Source organism: Veillonella sp. Ser01, assembly GCF_053850375.1.
Window position 1 is genome coordinate 434385 of record NZ_JBSPUA010000001.1, and the last position, 16604, is coordinate 450988.

Below are 16604 nucleotides of genomic sequence, written 5' to 3' on the forward strand. Positions count from 1 at the left end.
TTAAGATATAATTATAGATTTATATTTTAGAAGATATCTATACATCATGATGACATGATCGACCGTATTTTATACGGTCGATTTTATAAAGGAGATATTATGAGCCGTATGACAAAGCAAGAAGTAAAACAACTTGTTTGTAAAGCTATTGTTGATGCACAACTGCGTTTACAAGAATTGGCTGAATCTATTATGGCTGAACCTGAACTAGGTTTTAAAGAGGTAAAAACATCTAAAAAGGTTCAAGCTATGTTTGATGAACTTTGCATCTCTTATACTACAGGGCATGCATTGACAGGTGTAAAAGGTAGAATGAAAGGCCGAGATAGTAAATATACGGTTGCAATGGTGGGAGAATTAGATGCCATTCTCTGTCCTCGCCATCCTCGTGCCGATGATTTAACAGGCGCTGCCCATTGCTGTGGTCATAATGTACAAATTACGAATATGTTTGCTGTTGCTATAGGCTTACAAGCTGTGATGGATCAACTCGGTGGGGATGTCGTATTATTCGCTGTTCCAGCAGAAGAAATGATTGAAATTGATTACCGCAATAAATTGCGTGAACAAGGAAAACTGAAATATATGGGCGGCAAGCAACAGCTTATCTATGAAGGTGCTTTCAATGATATCGATATGGCTATGCAAATGCATGTGGAGACTGCCAAAACTCCAGCTGGTGAAATGGGGCTTGGCAGTACCTCCAATGGTTTCGTATCTAAACTTATTGAGTATCACGGCAAGGTGGCTCATGCGGCTCAAGCACCTCATGAAGGTATCAATGCTCTTAATGCTGCTTTGATGGGTGTTATGGGGGTTAACTCCATTCGTGAAACTTTCAAAGAAAGCGATTATTTCAGATTCCATCCAATCATTAATCAAGGCGGTACACTGGTGAACTGTGTGCCTGATTATGTTCAAGTTGAAAGCTATGTGCGTGCCTCTAATATTCAAGCTATTGTAGATGGTAACCATCGTGTCAATCGTGCCTTAAAAGCCGGTGGCGATGCACTAGGGGCCAAATGTGTTATCCAAGATCTACCTGGCTATTTACCGATGCGTAATGATGAACGTATGAATGCTCTATTACGAGAAAATTCAAACCCTATTTTTGGTGAAGCCAATGTATATCAAGGTCCACATATTACAGCTAGTACAGACATGGGGGACGTATCTCACTTGATGCCGGTTATCCATCCATGGGTTGGTTGTATTAGTGGTGTATTACACAGTGCAGAATATGAAATCTCTGTACCTGATGTAGCATACATTAAAACGGCACAAGCATTAGCTATGACAATCGTAGACTTACTATACGATGACGCCGCAGGTGCTAAGGATGTATTAGACAACTTTACACCAGCATTAAACAAACAAAGCTATATTGAACTCTTAGATAATATTGCTAAGGGTGAATAAAATAAACCACCTATCGAAGATGAATTGATTATCTTTGGTAGGTGGTTTACAATTTTATTAAATGATTTCAAAAAAATTTACTAATTGGTGATTAATAGAAAGTATACGTTTATGTATAGTAAATTATTGTATTCGGATGCGACACTTTATATAGTTATTGGTTTATTGATAGGTAACTATATGTTATTTAAAAATCAATATAACAATCCTAAAAAGTTTATTCCTATATTTTTATTTACTAATATATGGGGAGGAATAAACCTCTATTCTATATATGATTACATTAGTATTATAGAACAGGTTAATTTGGTAGTAACTTTAGTACTCGTTTTTCTTGGTGAATATATTTTTTATCGCCGATATAAAAATGGAACATTAGTGGGGGTATCTAAAACTTATTTTGATATAAATAATTCTTTGTCTGTTATTATAGTTGTATGATTTAGTATTATTGGAATAGTTTTTCTATTATGGGAATTATTGAAGTGAATATTATGAAACGATTATTTTTCTATGCATTTGCATTATTTAATTTAATTTCGCTTATATATGCTGTGGCTTATGATTATATGACCGGTGCTGAAATCCACTATGATTTCTATGGAGCATTCTTTGTTTGCGGGTTAATATTCTTTGGTATATTGAAAGCAATTTTAGGCATATAAATAGTGTTAATTAAAAATTAGAGATTTTATCGAATGATACAACTAGCGTTTTATGTAATCTTTTTGATTTTATTATTCTCTATTATGGGAGAAATAATATATGACTATATTAAAGGTGGTAAGCTAAAATATAAAGCTTATGGTATTGCTTTCGTAAGTTGGCTGATCATTTTTGCTTTATTAAAAGCTGTTTTGGCTATGTAAGAAAATCTTTTAATTATAAAAGAATAATTTAATGCTAGATAGGAGATAAGTTGGTTAAATGATAAATAAGTTTGATTATACTTTTGGAGTAGTATTATTTATTTTGGTTTGGGATCTTCGTGCGTATTATAAAAATGTATTACAACGGAATTTGACTCGTAAGCAGCAAGAATGGGTAAATAATATGCGATACCCACATTTATATAAATTTACAAATTTAGTAAGTATAGTGACTGGAATTGTTTTTTTAATATTCTATATGTTCTTTAATTTTGGATATGCTTATTTTTATCCATTAGGTGCAGTCCTAGTAATTCATTTTTTTAAAGATTTCATCAGAAATATACAGAAAAAGGAATCTAGTACATATAAAGATGGACGTAATGAAAATTATATATACATAATTGGAATCGTGTTTATCTTATGGATTATATTTCACTAATTTAATAATGCTATTAAAATACACTTTTATTTTATGGCCTTAATATCTCCTTAGAAAGCAGACGAATGGAAAAACAAATAGTAAATATATTTTTACTTTTAGGTTTTAATTATTATATGATTAAATCTTGGGGTACACGGAAGGTTACAATTTTAACACTAATTGGCAACTATTTCTTAATCAGTATTTTAATAGAATCGTATTTTGGGTTACCTAAATTCATTGAGGACTTTAATGCACTATTTATGCTTGGAATAGGTATGGTAGGTACTTATATCTTATGGCGTAAAAATAAAGCTGGAACACTAACGGAGTATGAAAAAAGAGGATGGATTCTGACTCGTACTTTCTTAGCATTATTTGTCTTAGCTGTATTAGTAGGTGTATTAGTTTTTTTGTTTATGAAGTATATTTATGGGGTATACATCTAGACTTATTTTTTGATTTAGATATCTTAGATATCTTTAATTAAAATTAAATTAATTATATATTATGAGTGATTGACATTCTTCCCCCTGTATTGCTACAATATTGTGTATAATATATGCGATGAAGCAGAGTAGTAAACCTCTCTAGCGAGTGAGGATGGTGCAAGCTCACATTTGGTTGAAGGCGCTGTAGAGCATTGGCAGGAACGCAGGTGTCTGTTAGTAAAGGCCAACATAGAAAAAAGAGGGCGCAAGCCAAATAGGGTGGAACCGCGGGTATACTCGTCCCTGTAACGTTTTTCGTTACAGGGACTTTTTTGTTTGTAACGAAATGGTTGATTTTATGTCGGTTGTGTAAAGTGGAGGCAGCAATGACATTTCAAGAGATTATTTTAAATCTACAAAAATTCTGGAGCGATCAAGGTTGTATCGTTCAAAATCCATATGACATCGAAAAGGGTGCAGGTACAATGAATCCTGCTACATTCTTGCATGCAATTGGTCCTGAACCATGGGCTGTATGTTATGTAGAGCCTTCTCGTCGTCCAGCAGACGGTCGTTATGGTGATAACCCTAACCGTTTGTTCCAACATCATCAATTCCAAGTTATTGTGAAACCATCTCCTGATAACATCCAAGAATTGTACTTACAATCCTTAGCAACCCTTGGTATTCATGCGGAAGATCACGATATCCGTTTCGTAGAGGATAACTGGGAGTCTCCAACATTGGGCGCTTGGGGCCTTGGTTGGGAAGTATGGCTTGACGGTATGGAAGTAACGCAGTTTACATATTTCCAACAAGTTGGTTCTATCGACTGTAAACCAGTTTCTGTAGAAATTACATACGGTTTAGAACGTTTGGCTATGTATATTCAAGGCGTTGAAAACGTATATGACCTTAAATGGAATGAAAATGTTACATATGGTGACGTTTGGCATGCTAACGAAGTTGAGCAATCCGTTTACAATTTCGAATTAGCAGATACAGATATGCTTTTCAAATTGTTTGATATGTACGAAGCAGAAGCAAAACGCGTTTGCGAAGCGGGCTATGTATTACCAGCTTACGACTATGTATTGAAATGTTCCCACACATTCAATTTGCTTGATTCCCGTGGCGCTATTTCTATCAGCGAACGTACGGCTTTCATCGGCCGCGTACGTGCATTAGCTCGTATTTGTGCGCAACAATACCTCGCTAAACGCGAAGAATTAGGTTTCCCACTTTTGAAAGGAGATAAATAAGATGGCAAAAGATTTATTATTTGAAATCGGTGCAGAAGAAATTCCTGCCGGCTTTATGCCAAATATCTTAGGTCAATTAAAACAATTGGCTGAAACAAAATTAAATGATGCCCATCTTCCTTTTGAAAGCATCGCAACATACGGTACACCACGTCGTTTGGCTCTTATCGTGAAAGGTCTTGCTGACACATCTGCTGAAATCAGTGAACGTCATAAAGGCCCATCCGCATCTATCGCATACGATGCTGACGGCAATGCTACAAAAGCGGCTATCGGCTTTGCTCGTGGTAAAGGTCTTGATGTAGCTGATCTCGTTGTAGAAGACGGTTATATTTATGCTGAAACTAAAACTGCCGGCGTGCCTGCAAAAGATATTGTTACAGACATGTTGCCACAATTGATTACAGGTCTTAACTTCCCTAAATCCATGCATTGGGGTAATTTAGATGCTAAATTTGTACGTCCAGTACGTTGGCTTGTAGCATTACTTGATGAAGAAGTAATTCCTGTAGAATTTGCTACTGTAAAATCTGGTAATGTAACACGTGGTCATCGTTTCTTAGGTGCTGATGAAATCACTATCAAAAATGCAGCATCCTATGTAGACACATTAAAAGAAAACTTTGTTATGGTCGATCAAGACGCTCGTCGTGAGTTGATCTCTAAACAATTACATGATATTGCAGCTTCTAAAAATGCATCTATCGTTTGGGATGATGATTTGTTAGAAGAAATTAACTACCTTGTTGAATGGCCTACAGCATTGTGCGGTGGCTTCGAAGAGTCCTACTTAGCACTTCCTGATGCAGCTATCATTACACCAATGAAAGACCATCAACGTTACTTCCCATTGGTTGGTCAAGAAGGTAAATTGTTGCCAATGTTCTTAACAGTGCGCAATGGTTCTGATTATTCCATTGAAGTCGTTCAAGCTGGTAATGAACGCGTATTGCGTGCTCGTCTAGATGATGCTAAATTCTTCTTTAACGAAGACCGCAAGAAACCTCTTATCGACCGCCAAGATGGTTTAACTAAAATCGTATTCCAAGAAGGTCTTGGCAACTTAGCAGATAAAACTGAACGCTTGCTTAAATTAGGCCGTGTGTTTGGCGAAGAATGTGGCTTGCACGAAGATGCAGCTGTTGTATTGGAACGCGCTACAGAGCTTGCTAAAACTGACCTTACTACAGGTATGGTTACAGAGTTTACCGAATTACAAGGTGTAATGGGTAAAGAGTACGCTTTACTTGATGGTGAATCTCCTGAGGTAGCAGAAGCTATTTTCGAACAGTATTTACCACGCTTTGCAGGCGATGTATTGCCTCAAACTGAAGCAGGTAAAGTATTGTCTATCATCGATAAAGTAGATAACATCGTAGCTACTTTCAGCCGTGGCTTAATCCCTACAGGTTCTCAAGATCCATATGCATTGCGTCGTCAAACAATTGGTATCTTGAACATCTTGCTTGGTAGTGAATGGAATATCAGTTTGCGTCCAATCTTCAAAGCATCTATGGAGTTATTGAATGTAGCTGCTGATAAACAAGAGGAATTGCTTAACCAAGTTGAAGAGTTCTTCACACTTCGTTTGAAAAATATCTTCCTTGATCGCGAAGTTCCTCATCATGTGATCGACTTGTTGTTGTCCAACAACGAATTGTCCGTTGCTGATGCAGAAGGTCTTGTAAATGCATTGTTAGCAAATCGCATCGATGAAAATGTTGAGCTTGTTCAAGCCTATACTCGTATGTACAATCTCGTAAAAGATGTAGAATATACAGGTGTTAATAGGGACTTGTTGAAAGAAGATGCCGAAAAAGCATTGTTTGAAGCCGCCTCTAAAGCATCCGAAGCTAGTCTTGCCGCATGGGAAGCGAATGATTACACTGCAGTTGTAGCTGTTCCTGCTACTCTAGTTCCTGCCATCAATAAATTCTTTGAAGATGTAATGGTTATGGACAAAGATGAAGCTATTAAAGCTAACCGTTTGCAACTTGTTCGTTTAGCTTATAGTGTAATGGCTATTATCGGCGATATTAGTGCATTAAAATAATATATTGGTAAAAGCTAGATAAAACTTTTACAGTAATATATGAAAGAAGAGGTACCATTTGGTACCTCTTTTTGCTTTTACGAAGAATATACAAATTTTATGCAGGATTTTTTGAGACTATGGCGAATATCTTATAATATACAAAGTTGTATGAGGAGATAACTGTCATGAATCATGATGAATTATATAAAGCCTTATGTAAGGTGCCAAATGGTAAAGAAAAGTCTCGTGATAAAATAATTATAGAATTATATATGCGATCTGAAGGAGCATCTCAAAAACAATTAGTAGATGCTCTTAATATGCGTCCTGCTACAGTATCAGAGCAGACCGATATTCTTATTGAATTAGGGTATGTCACAAAGCACATCGATTATATGGATAAACGAATTTCCGTAGTAGGGCTCACTGAAGAGGGAAAACGATTGGGTAAATCACTATTACATTCATATGACCAATTTCTTAATGTACTATTTTCTGATTTTTCTGATGATGAAAAAGATGATTTATACCGTTTGTTAGGTAAGTTAAAGCGCCCAATTTTAAGTAAATAATCAGTTTCTTAAAATTATATAGAAAATACTTGCGAACAGTACGTGATTTATGATACTATATTGCTGTTAATTTGAGACAGTCCGCTGCCTATAAGGTGTAGGTATTGAATGTCTGCAAACAGGAGGAAACAATGAACATTATTAACGTACTTGAACAAGAACAACTTCGTACAGACATCCCTACTTTCCGCGCTGGTGACACAGTTCGCGTACACGTAAAAGTAGTGGAAGGTTCTCGTGAACGTATCCAAGTATTCGAAGGTTTGGTAATTAAACGTCAAAACGGTGGCGTACGTGAAACTTTCACAGTTCGTCGTATTGCATCCGGTGTAGGTGTAGAACGTACATTCCCACTTCACAGCCCACGCTTAGCTAAAATCGAAGTTATGCGCCGTGGTGTTGTTCGTCGTGCTAAATTGTACTACTTACGTAACCTTACTGGTAAAGCTGCTCGTATTCGCGAAAAACGCTAATGTTCATAAAAGGCTGCCGTTGGCAGCCTTTTATTTTTGCTAAAATTTAGATATGAAAGGAAATACTATGGCAGATTCACCTATCGTACATTGGTTCCCTGGGCATATGGCGAAAGCCACACGTATGATTACGGAGTATATCAAAAAGGTAGACGTAGTTATCGAGTTATTAGATGCACGTATTCCTCGTTCTAGTGCGAATCCTGTAATCACAGAACTGGTTGGTCAGAAACCTCATATTGTACTATTAAATAAAGTAGATTTAGCAGATCCTAAAGCTACAAAGGAATGGACTGAGTTCTTTACTAAGCAAGGTATCACAGTATTGGCTATCGATTCTAAATCTGGTAAGGGTAATAAGAAGTTAATATCTACGGTAGAGCGTTTAAGCAAGCCCATCATCGACCGTTGGGTTGCAAAAGGCATTCGCAGTCGTTCTGTACGTACTATCATCTTAGGGATTCCTAACGTTGGTAAATCTACGTTGATCAACTCCTTAGCTGGCTCTGCAGCAACGCGTACAGCTAATAAGGCTGGTCATACACGTGGTCAACAATGGGTTAAAATTGGTAAAAACCTTGAGTTGCTCGATACACCAGGCGTATTATGGCCTAAATTAGAGGACCAACGCGCAGCGGCTCGCCTTGCTATGACGGGTGCTGTTTCTGATGATGTGTATGATTTAGAGCATGTCATTAAACAGCTAATTAATCACTTATTGACGAATACACCAAATATTTTGGTAGAACGTTATAAATTAAAAGAAGAAGAGATGACAGATGTGGATACAATTCTTGAAAGTATCGGTCGTCGTCGCGGCTGTCTCGTTAGCGGTGGCATAGTAGATTTCGATAAAGCACGTCGCATTATCTTGCAAGACTACCGCAATACTAAACTAGGTACAATTACTCTCGATAAAGTTGATGAAGAACCATACTATCCTGAAAATGGTGAGGACACGCAAAATGGATAAGGATGCATTTAGTAAATTAAAAGTAGCAGATATAAAAGCGCTTTTTGAAACTGAACAAGCCTTAGAGATTTTGCCTTTAGCTCAAGAGGATACTCGTACTTCTGTACAAAAATTGGCCGCTTCTTACATTAAGCGTCAAGAAAAAGAGTTAAAAGAACAGCAACGGCTCATGAGCATGTATGACTATGAAGGCATGTTCTACGATCAAGGTATGTATCATGTAGCTGGTGTCGATGAGGTAGGTCGTGGCCCTATTGCAGGACCTGTAACGGTAGCTGCCGTTATATTGCCACCTATGACATTAATTCCTGGTTTAAATGACTCTAAAAAGCTAACCGAAGAAAAGCGTGAAGCCCTCTACGATATCATCATGAAAGAAGCCGTAGCAGTAAGCTGTATTTCCTACGGTCCAGAAAAGATTGATGAGCTCAATATCTATGAAGCAACGCGACAAGCGATGTATGAGGCGATTCGAACTCTCAGCGTACCCGCTGAAGCAGTAGTGGCGGATGCTATGAAATTGCCTGATTTGACGATTCCTGTGGAGTCCATAATTAAGGGCGATAGTAAAAGCGCTAATATTGCGGCTGCATCCATCATTGCAAAGGTTACGCGAGATCGATATATGAAGAGCCTTGATGATGAATACCCTGGTTATGGATTTGGTATTCATAAAGGCTATTATACGGAGCTCCATAAAGAAGCTGTGGAACAACAAGGGGTAACACCACTTCACCGTAAGAGCTTTGAACCTATTAAATCTATCGTACGTTGGGTTAAGCCAGAGTAATTCTTAATAATTTTATTTTATTATTCGAGTATTAAGTTAAGTTCAATATTTGCATTAATTGTATTAGTTTTATCATACAAATTGCATATAGTTCATAACCGTAAAGAGGTTCCTATTGGTCACCTATGTGACTATTAGGAACCTCTTTTCTATTTACTTTTATAGTCTCCATATTCTACGCTACAAGTAAGTGTTACCTGTTGAAAGTTTAGATGTAGATTGAGTGATAACTATTCTATAAATTATTGTAGTTACTACACGTAAATAGGAGGTATATATGAAAACGATTAGTACAGGTAAAGCATTCAATGAACTCGATTCCAAGGAACTTGGAAAATGGGGTGAACGGGTGGCCATTAAATATATTGAAAAAATAGGCCTTACTGTAGTAGATACGAATTATCGAACTAGATTAGGTGAAATTGATATTATTGCTAAACGTGATTTAGTGTATCACTTTATTGAAATTAAAGCCCGTCGAGGAATGCAGCATGGATTGGCTCGAGAGGCGGTAACAAAGAAGAAACAAAAGCATATTAAACGGGCAGCCATGTTATTTTTGTATGATCTACACCAGAAAAGACGGCGCTGGAAAGAGTTATCTTTTGATGTAATCGAAGTGTACTTGCATGAAGACTTTCAAAGTTCCATTCATTATTTGCCGCAGTGCTTTTAGAGAGGTTACTTATGTATGCAAAACTTTATGGAGCCACCTTACATGGTATAGATGGATGCATTATTACGGTTGAAGTTGATATATCGCAAGGCTTACCTGTCTTTGATATGGTAGGACTGCCTAATCAGTCCGTAAAGGAAGCTCGTGAACGTGTGAGGGCGGCTATCAAAAATAGTGGCTATGACTTCCCTATGAGGCGTATCGTAGTCAATCTAGCACCTGCTACAATCCGTAAAAGTAGCGCAGGACTCGATTTAGCGATTGCTTTAGGGGTTCTCGTTGCATCGGGACAGATAAAAGGGCGTAAAGCTAATATTTCAGCTTTATTGAATAGATGTCTATTTATGGGTGAGCTAGCCTTAGATGGTTCACTGCTACCTACCTTTGGAACTTTGGCGATGTCGTTAGCAGGGTTAGAAGCTAATTACTCTACAATATATACAAGCGTAGAAAATGGATATAACTTGAAAGCTATTCCAAATCTTACTATATATGGCGAGTCTTCATTACAAAATATTATTACCGTCTTAGAAGATCAAGTTAAATCTAAATCTATTTCAACTTCCAAAAAGGTAAAAATAGGAAAAAATCAAGATGAGATATTAACAGATACGATGGATAATAAAAACCATAATACTATGTATGATGTAGATTTTGGTGATGTACAAGGTCAAGAGCTTGGTAAACGGGCCATGCTCATTAGCGCAGCAGGACATCATCATTGTATTATGATAGGTCCGCCTGGTGGTGGTAAAACGATGATGGCTGAACGATTACCGACCATATTGCCACCTATGACTTGGAATGAGATGGTTGAGGTCAGTCGCATCCAAGATGTGATCGGTTTACTTGGTGATAATGGACTCGTTAGAAATAGGCCTTTTAGGCATCCACATCATACGGCGACTTTGGCGAGTATGGTGGGCGGAGGTATACAAGGACGCCCAGGAGAAATCACACTTGCTCATGGAGGTGTTTTATTTATGGATGAAGCACCAGAGTTTCAGCGTCAAGTTATTGATGCCCTAAGGCAGCCTTTAGAGTCTCGCACAATTACTATCAATAGGTCTCAAGGCAATTATATGTATCCCGCCAATTTTATTTGTATATTGGCTGCAAATCCATGTCCCTGTGGTTACTATCATGACCCACATAGGGAATGCATATGTTCTGAAACGATGGTTAAAAACTATCAGCAACGGTTGTCAGGGCCTATTATGGACCGCATTGATTTACATATTCCCGTTGAAAGGCCTACACTAGAACAATTATTAGATCATTCGATGTCTACTATGACAAGTGAAAGCATGAGGCAACAAGTGATTATGGCAACTACTTTACAACAGAAACGTTATGAACACTTAGAGTTTAACTCTAATGGAGCCGTACCTCATAAGGCCATAGGTGAGCTGTGTAATATTACTGATAAGGCATGGAGTGTATTAGGTAATATATTTGATCACTTTCATTTAAGTGGACGTGCCTTTGATCGCATATTAAAGGTGGCTCGTACTATAGCGGACCTTGAGGGAAATCCACAAGTGGAGCCTCATCACATTTCCGAGGCTATGTTGTTTAGAACAGGTAAATAGGTGTAAAGATGACTAGATACGATGATACTATTTATATTGCAGGCTTGCAAAGTTTATATAATGTGGGAGCCACACATGTACGGCGTTTTATAGAGGATTTTGGGTCGCCCTATGATGCTTGGCAAGCAGTTAAGAAGGTGGAAAATTTAAAGCCTTACGCACATATTCCTACCGCTGATAAACGTGCTATTGCATCATCTGCTAAGGATGAAAAGTTAGATTATATAATTCATAAAATAGACGAATATAAGATGGATGTTACTACCTTTTTAGATAAAGACTTTCCATCTATTTTGAACCATATCTATAATCCACCGGCTATATTGTTTATGCGAGGTAATAGAGCTCTTTTAGATAAACGATTAAATCGGATTGCCCTTGTAGGGGCACGGCGCTGTTCCTTGTACGGCCGTAATGTGGCGAGAATGCTAGGTAAAGAGCTTGGTAAATACAGCACTATTATAGTCAGTGGCGGCGCACGAGGTATCGATGCACATGGTCATGAGGGACTGTTAGCTAGTCAGGGGTATGGTATTGTGGTCATGGGTTGTGGCTTAGATATAGCATATCCTCGAGAGAATACAAAATTATTTGACCGAATCTTAGAAAACAATGGTTTACTTTTATCTGAATACCCACCTGGTACGCCACCATCGGCTAAACATTTCCCAGCTCGTAATCGTATTATTAGTGGCCTTAGTAGAGGTGTAATCGTAGTAGAGGCAAAAGGAAGTAGTGGTTCATTGATTACGGCGGATATGGCTGTTAGCGAAGGTCGGGATGTATTTGTAGTACCTTGTAATTTATTAGACCACACGGCAGATGGCAATAAATTCCTCATGCGTAATGGCGCCTTTGTATTAACTGGTTATGAGGACATCGTTAAGGAATATCATTTAACCTTGCGAGATATGTTTAGTACTAAAGAGAAACTTTCATCACCCAATAAAAGAGATGCTATGGGTGTAAAAGATTGTAATCAAATAGGGAATAATGGTCGGGGTGTTGATACACAAGGGCTCTCTATGTTAAGCTTTAGTTTGGATAAGAGTTTACTATTGAGTGAAATTCCTCATGATCGATGTATCACCGTTAGTGATATTTTGAAAGCAACTCATATTCCATTACAACAACTGCAGCCCTTATTACTAGAGTTAGAAATGGAAGGGGCTATAGAGAATCATCCGCCGAGAGGCTATATTAATATGACTAGGAGTGATATACTTGTCCATTAAACGATCGATCGTTATTGGCGAGCCAAAAGCAGCTAGTACTAGTAAAGATAGTAAAAAGAAAAGTACTAAGAAAGAGAGTACTACCATAAAGCGTAAGGTTACTAAAGAAGCCCTTACTCCAATGGGGATTGTACGGGATAAATCTGTACTACAAACCTCCGTGCCACCAGAACAACGGGAACCACGCGTATATAATCCTGATGGCAAAGTATTGGTTATTGTAGAGTCTCCTGCTAAATCTAAAACAATTGAAAAGTTCTTAGGTCCTAACTACGTTGTAAAGGCGAGTATGGGCCACTTACGAGATTTGCCAAAGTCTCAAATGGGCATCGATATTGAACATGATTTCACGCCTCGTTATAGCAATTTGGTAACTCGTAAAAAGGTTATTGATGAACTAGTTTCTTATGCCGATGAAAGCAGTGCCGTATTGCTCGCAACTGACCCTGACCGCGAAGGGGAAGCTATTTCTTGGCATTTAGCGTACATTTTAAACGTAGATCCTACATCTACATGTCGTATTACGTTCAATGAGATTACTAAAAATGCTGTTGCAGAGGCCTTAGAATCTCCACGTACTATCGATATGAACATGGTTGATGCTCAACAAGCACGCCGTGTATTAGATCGTATCGTAGGTTATAAATTGAGTCCTTTATTATGGAAAAAGGTTTGTAAAGGCCTTAGTGCAGGTCGTGTGCAATCCGTTGCAGTTCGACTTATCTGTGAACGAGAGCGAGAAATTCAAGCTTTCGTACCACAAGAATATTGGACTATTGAAGGCAATTTTGAAACGCCTAAAAAAGAGGCTTTCACAGCAGAATTGACTCATATTAAAGGCGAGAAAATCGATATTACTACTGAAAGTGAAGCACAAGCCGTAGTAGATGCTATTGGCGGAGCCGATGCAGTAGTGACAAATATTGAAAAGCGCAAACGTTCTCGTAAAGCGGCACCTCCGTTTACAACGTCTACGTTGCAACAAGATGGTGTGCGTAAATTGAACTTTGGTGCGAAGCGTACCATGATGATTGCTCAACATCTTTACGAAGGTCTTGAAATTGGATCCTATGGCCACGTAGGTTTGATTACGTACATGCGTACAGACTCAACGCGTATCTCTAAAGAGATGCAGGTCATGGCTAAGGACTATATTATTCGTAACTATGGTGAAGATTATTATCCTTCTAAACCTAATATGTATGGTGCAAAAGGTTCTGCTCAAGATGCGCATGAAGCAATTCGTCCAACATCTCTTGAGCTCACACCTAAAATGGTTGAGCCCTTCTTGAGTCGTGATGAGCTTAAATTATATACATTGATTTGGAATCGTTTTATGGCGAGTCAAATGGCACCACAACAAAATGAATCTACAACTATTGAGCTGATTGTTCAAAATGATTATACCTTTAAAGCGACAGGCTCTCGTGTTATCTTCCCAGGCTTTAGCGCCGTTTATGAAGATGCGAAAAAAGAGGATGTTCCTCAATTGCCTGTGCTTAAAAAGAATGATGCTGCTCATACAGTAGAGGTATTGCCTGAACAACACTTCACACAACCACCTCCTCGTTACTCTGAGGCGAGTCTTATCAAAACATTGGAAGAACTCGGTATTGGTCGTCCTAGTACGTATGCACCAATTTTAGATACAATCGTTAGCCGTAACTATGTAGAAAATACGAATAAACAATTTATTCCCACAGAGTTAGGATTTGTAGTAGTAGACTTCTTGATTGCGTACTTTGAAAAAATCATCAACACTGGCTTTACGCGAGACCTTGAAGAAGAGCTTGATGCTATTGCATCTGGCAAGGATACGTATGTAAAAGTATTATCTGACTTCTACGAGGTATTTGCTAAAGAGCTAGAAGATGCGAGCGATGTAGATCGCATTGAAATTGCATCTATGGAAAGCGATGAAACCTGTGAACTTTGTAATAGCCCAATGGTATATAAATTTGGTCGCTATGGTAAGTTCCTAGCATGTTCTAACTTCCCAGAATGTAAAAATACTAAACCTATTACAGTAGGTACAGGTGTAACTTGTCCTAAATGTAAAGAAGGGGAAATCGTAGAGCGTAAGTCGCGCCGTGGTCGTTTATTCTACGGCTGTAATCGATACCCACAATGTGACTTTACATTATGGGATAAACCAACCCATGATTTCTGTGAAACATGTGGTTCTATTATGGTTGAAAAAACATATAAAAATGGGACAACTAAAAAGTTCTGTTCTAATGAAACTTGTCCAACTAGACCACCAAAGAAAACAAGAAAGAAAAAAAGCGAAGCTAGTGAAGAAACTGTAAAAGAATCTAAAGAGTCTAAAGAGTCTAAAGAATCTAAAGAATCTAAAGAATCTAAAGGGTCTAAAAAGTCTAGCAAAGCTAAAAAAGAGGAAACAACAGTTGAATAATAAAAATGTTATTGTTATTGGTGCGGGCCTAGCAGGTTCTGAGGCGGCTTGGCAACTCGCTAATCGAGGCATTCATGTAGACTTATATGAAATGCGCCCCGTGAAGAGTTCTCCTGCGCACCAAACAGATCAATTTGCAGAGCTCGTATGTAGTAATTCCTTGCGGGCTGGCAATATTGAAAATGCAGTAGGTCTTTTAAAAGAAGAAATGCGTCGTTTAGGTTCCCTTATTATGGAATGTGCCGATGCAACTGCTGTACCTGCCGGTGGCGCCTTAGCCGTTGATCGTCATTTATTTAGTGAAATGGTGACGGAGAAGGTAAAAGGCCATCCTAATATTACAGTTCACCACGAAGAGGTGACGGAGATTCCTGAAGAAGGCACTGTTATCTTTGCTTCTGGTCCACTTACGTCTGAAGCATTAGGCGATAAGATTAAAGCATTAACAGGGGAAACAGGTTTTTATTTCTACGATGCAGCAGCTCCTATTGTTACGGCAGAATCTTTGAATTACGACAAAGTATTTGCCGCTTCTCGTTACGACAAGGGCGATGCAGATTACCTTAATTGTCCTATGACAGAAGAGGAATACAAAGCATTCTGGCGTGAGCTCACTACGGCTGAAGCCGTGCAACCGAAGGATTTTGAAAAGGAAATCTACTTTGAAGGTTGCATGCCTGTTGAAATCATGGCGAGCCGTGGGGAAGACACCTTGCGCTATGGTCCACTTAAACCAGTTGGATTAGTAGATAAACGGACTAATGAGGAATCTTATGCAGTAGTACAATTGCGTAAGGAGAATAAAGAAGGCACCATGTTTAACTTGGTAGGCTTCCAAACTCATTTAAAATGGGGCGAACAAAAGCGTGTGTTTGGTATGATTCCAGGTCTAGAAAATGCTGAATTCGTTCGTTATGGCGTCATGCACCGCAATACGTATATTAACTCTCCTGAGTTATTGAATCATGCGTTCCAACTCAAAAAAGAACCGCGTTTATTCTTCGCTGGTCAAATGACAGGCGTAGAAGGGTATTTAGAATCTGCTGCGAGTGGTCTCATGGTAGGCCTTCAAGTAGAACGTTATTTAGAGGACCGTTCATTTATTGATTTCCCTAAAACTACGGCGATCGGTTCACTCAGTCACTATATTTCTAACTACGAAGGCTCTAATTTCCAACCGATGAATGTCAACTTTGGCATCATGGATCCATGGCCTCAAAAAATACGTAAGAAAAAAGAGAAAAATGCACTCATTGCTAACCGAGCATTAGAAGAACTGGATGCATTAAAAGCTAAAGAAAATTTATAAGCTTTACTCTAATAAATTAAATTACTCAATACTATATGAGTTTTTAAGATTTATAAAGAAAAATCCTTCATTCAAAGGGAAGCCAATGAATGAAGGATTTTTTATTATTTATAATAGATGTTTCTTAT

Annotated in this window: 14 protein-coding genes; all 14 read left to right on the forward strand. The window is 38.1% G+C overall.

Annotated elements, in window-relative coordinates:
- Positions 1-99: 99 nt before the first annotated feature.
- The 14 genes from ACWTVK_RS02025 (at position 100) to trmFO (ending at position 16476) form a co-directional block, all read left to right on the forward strand.
- Positions 100-1419: an amidohydrolase gene (locus tag ACWTVK_RS02025; protein WP_456045781.1), complete on the forward strand. Its 1320-nt coding sequence runs from the start codon at positions 100-102 to the stop codon at positions 1417-1419.
- 494 nt (positions 1420-1913) lie between these two features.
- The gene (locus ACWTVK_RS02030; RefSeq protein ID WP_371444418.1) at positions 1914-2084 is read left to right on the forward strand and encodes a hypothetical protein; all 171 of its coding nucleotides are present in this window, start codon (positions 1914-1916) and stop codon (positions 2082-2084) included.
- A 711-nt stretch (positions 2085-2795) separates the two neighbouring features.
- Complete coding sequence (locus ACWTVK_RS02035) at positions 2796-3161, forward strand: hypothetical protein (RefSeq protein WP_456045782.1); 366 nt, start codon at positions 2796-2798, stop codon at positions 3159-3161.
- A gap of 368 nt (positions 3162-3529) precedes the next feature.
- Positions 3530-4405 carry a glycine--tRNA ligase subunit alpha gene (gene glyQ, locus ACWTVK_RS02040; RefSeq protein ID WP_039969172.1) on the forward strand — a complete coding sequence of 292 codons (876 nt, stop codon included), beginning with the start codon at positions 3530-3532 and terminating at the stop codon, positions 4403-4405.
- Between the two features lies 1 nt (position 4406).
- The gene (gene glyS, locus ACWTVK_RS02045; RefSeq protein ID WP_456045783.1) at positions 4407-6458 is read left to right on the forward strand and encodes a glycine--tRNA ligase subunit beta; all 2052 of its coding nucleotides are present in this window, start codon (positions 4407-4409) and stop codon (positions 6456-6458) included.
- A gap of 167 nt (positions 6459-6625) precedes the next feature.
- Positions 6626-7012, forward strand: coding sequence for a MarR family winged helix-turn-helix transcriptional regulator (locus tag ACWTVK_RS02050; RefSeq protein ID WP_005386549.1), 387 nt, complete (start codon positions 6626-6628; stop codon positions 7010-7012).
- 131 nt (positions 7013-7143) lie between these two features.
- Positions 7144-7485: a 50S ribosomal protein L19 gene (rplS, locus tag ACWTVK_RS02055; protein ID WP_005377523.1), complete on the forward strand. Its 342-nt coding sequence runs from the start codon at positions 7144-7146 to the stop codon at positions 7483-7485.
- Between the two features lie 67 nt (positions 7486-7552).
- A complete protein-coding gene (gene ylqF / locus ACWTVK_RS02060; protein ID WP_456045785.1) occupies positions 7553-8458 on the forward strand; it encodes a ribosome biogenesis GTPase YlqF in 906 nt (301 codons plus the stop codon).
- Positions 8451-9248, forward strand: a complete 798-nt coding sequence (locus ACWTVK_RS02065; protein WP_456045786.1) for a ribonuclease HII — start codon at positions 8451-8453, stop codon at positions 9246-9248. The genes ylqF and ACWTVK_RS02065 overlap by 8 nt, the downstream gene beginning before the upstream one ends.
- A gap of 277 nt (positions 9249-9525) precedes the next feature.
- On the forward strand, positions 9526-9924 hold the full coding sequence (locus ACWTVK_RS02070) for a YraN family protein (protein WP_060924313.1): 399 nt from the start codon (positions 9526-9528) through the stop codon (positions 9922-9924).
- A gap of 11 nt (positions 9925-9935) precedes the next feature.
- Positions 9936-11516 (forward strand): YifB family Mg chelatase-like AAA ATPase, encoded by a 1581-nt coding sequence (locus ACWTVK_RS02075; RefSeq protein WP_456045787.1) that lies wholly within the window; start codon positions 9936-9938, stop codon positions 11514-11516.
- Positions 11517-11524: 8 nt separating this feature from the next.
- Entirely contained in the window at positions 11525-12751 is a 1227-nt protein-coding gene (dprA, locus tag ACWTVK_RS02080) for a DNA-processing protein DprA (RefSeq protein ID WP_456045788.1), read from the forward strand.
- Entirely contained in the window at positions 12741-15167 is a 2427-nt protein-coding gene (gene topA, locus ACWTVK_RS02085; protein ID WP_456045789.1) for a type I DNA topoisomerase, read from the forward strand. The genes dprA and topA overlap by 11 nt, the downstream gene beginning before the upstream one ends.
- Positions 15160-16476 carry a methylenetetrahydrofolate--tRNA-(uracil(54)-C(5))-methyltransferase (FADH(2)-oxidizing) TrmFO gene (gene trmFO, locus ACWTVK_RS02090; protein WP_456045790.1) on the forward strand — a complete coding sequence of 439 codons (1317 nt, stop codon included), beginning with the start codon at positions 15160-15162 and terminating at the stop codon, positions 16474-16476. The genes topA and trmFO overlap by 8 nt, the downstream gene beginning before the upstream one ends.
- The last annotated feature ends 128 nt before the right edge of the window (positions 16477-16604 follow it).

Excerpts from the sequence above, each read along its gene's own strand:
- ACWTVK_RS02025 (WP_456045781.1), top strand. The coding sequence starts at position 100 with ATGAGCCGTATGACAAAGCAAGAAGTAAAACAACTTGTTTGTAAAGCT.
- ACWTVK_RS02030 (WP_371444418.1), top strand. The coding sequence starts at position 1,914 with ATGAAACGATTATTTTTCTATGCATTTGCATTATTTAATTTAATTTCG.
- ACWTVK_RS02035 (WP_456045782.1), top strand. The coding sequence starts at position 2,796 with ATGGAAAAACAAATAGTAAATATATTTTTACTTTTAGGTTTTAATTAT.
- glyQ (WP_039969172.1), top strand. The coding sequence starts at position 3,530 with ATGACATTTCAAGAGATTATTTTAAATCTACAAAAATTCTGGAGCGAT.
- glyS (WP_456045783.1), top strand. The coding sequence starts at position 4,407 with ATGGCAAAAGATTTATTATTTGAAATCGGTGCAGAAGAAATTCCTGCC.
- ACWTVK_RS02050 (WP_005386549.1), top strand. The coding sequence starts at position 6,626 with ATGAATCATGATGAATTATATAAAGCCTTATGTAAGGTGCCAAATGGT.
- rplS (WP_005377523.1), top strand. The coding sequence starts at position 7,144 with ATGAACATTATTAACGTACTTGAACAAGAACAACTTCGTACAGACATC.
- ylqF (WP_456045785.1), top strand. The coding sequence starts at position 7,553 with ATGGCAGATTCACCTATCGTACATTGGTTCCCTGGGCATATGGCGAAA.
- ACWTVK_RS02065 (WP_456045786.1), top strand. The coding sequence starts at position 8,451 with ATGGATAAGGATGCATTTAGTAAATTAAAAGTAGCAGATATAAAAGCG.
- ACWTVK_RS02070 (WP_060924313.1), top strand. The coding sequence starts at position 9,526 with ATGAAAACGATTAGTACAGGTAAAGCATTCAATGAACTCGATTCCAAG.
- ACWTVK_RS02075 (WP_456045787.1), top strand. The coding sequence starts at position 9,936 with ATGTATGCAAAACTTTATGGAGCCACCTTACATGGTATAGATGGATGC.
- dprA (WP_456045788.1), top strand. The coding sequence starts at position 11,525 with ATGACTAGATACGATGATACTATTTATATTGCAGGCTTGCAAAGTTTA.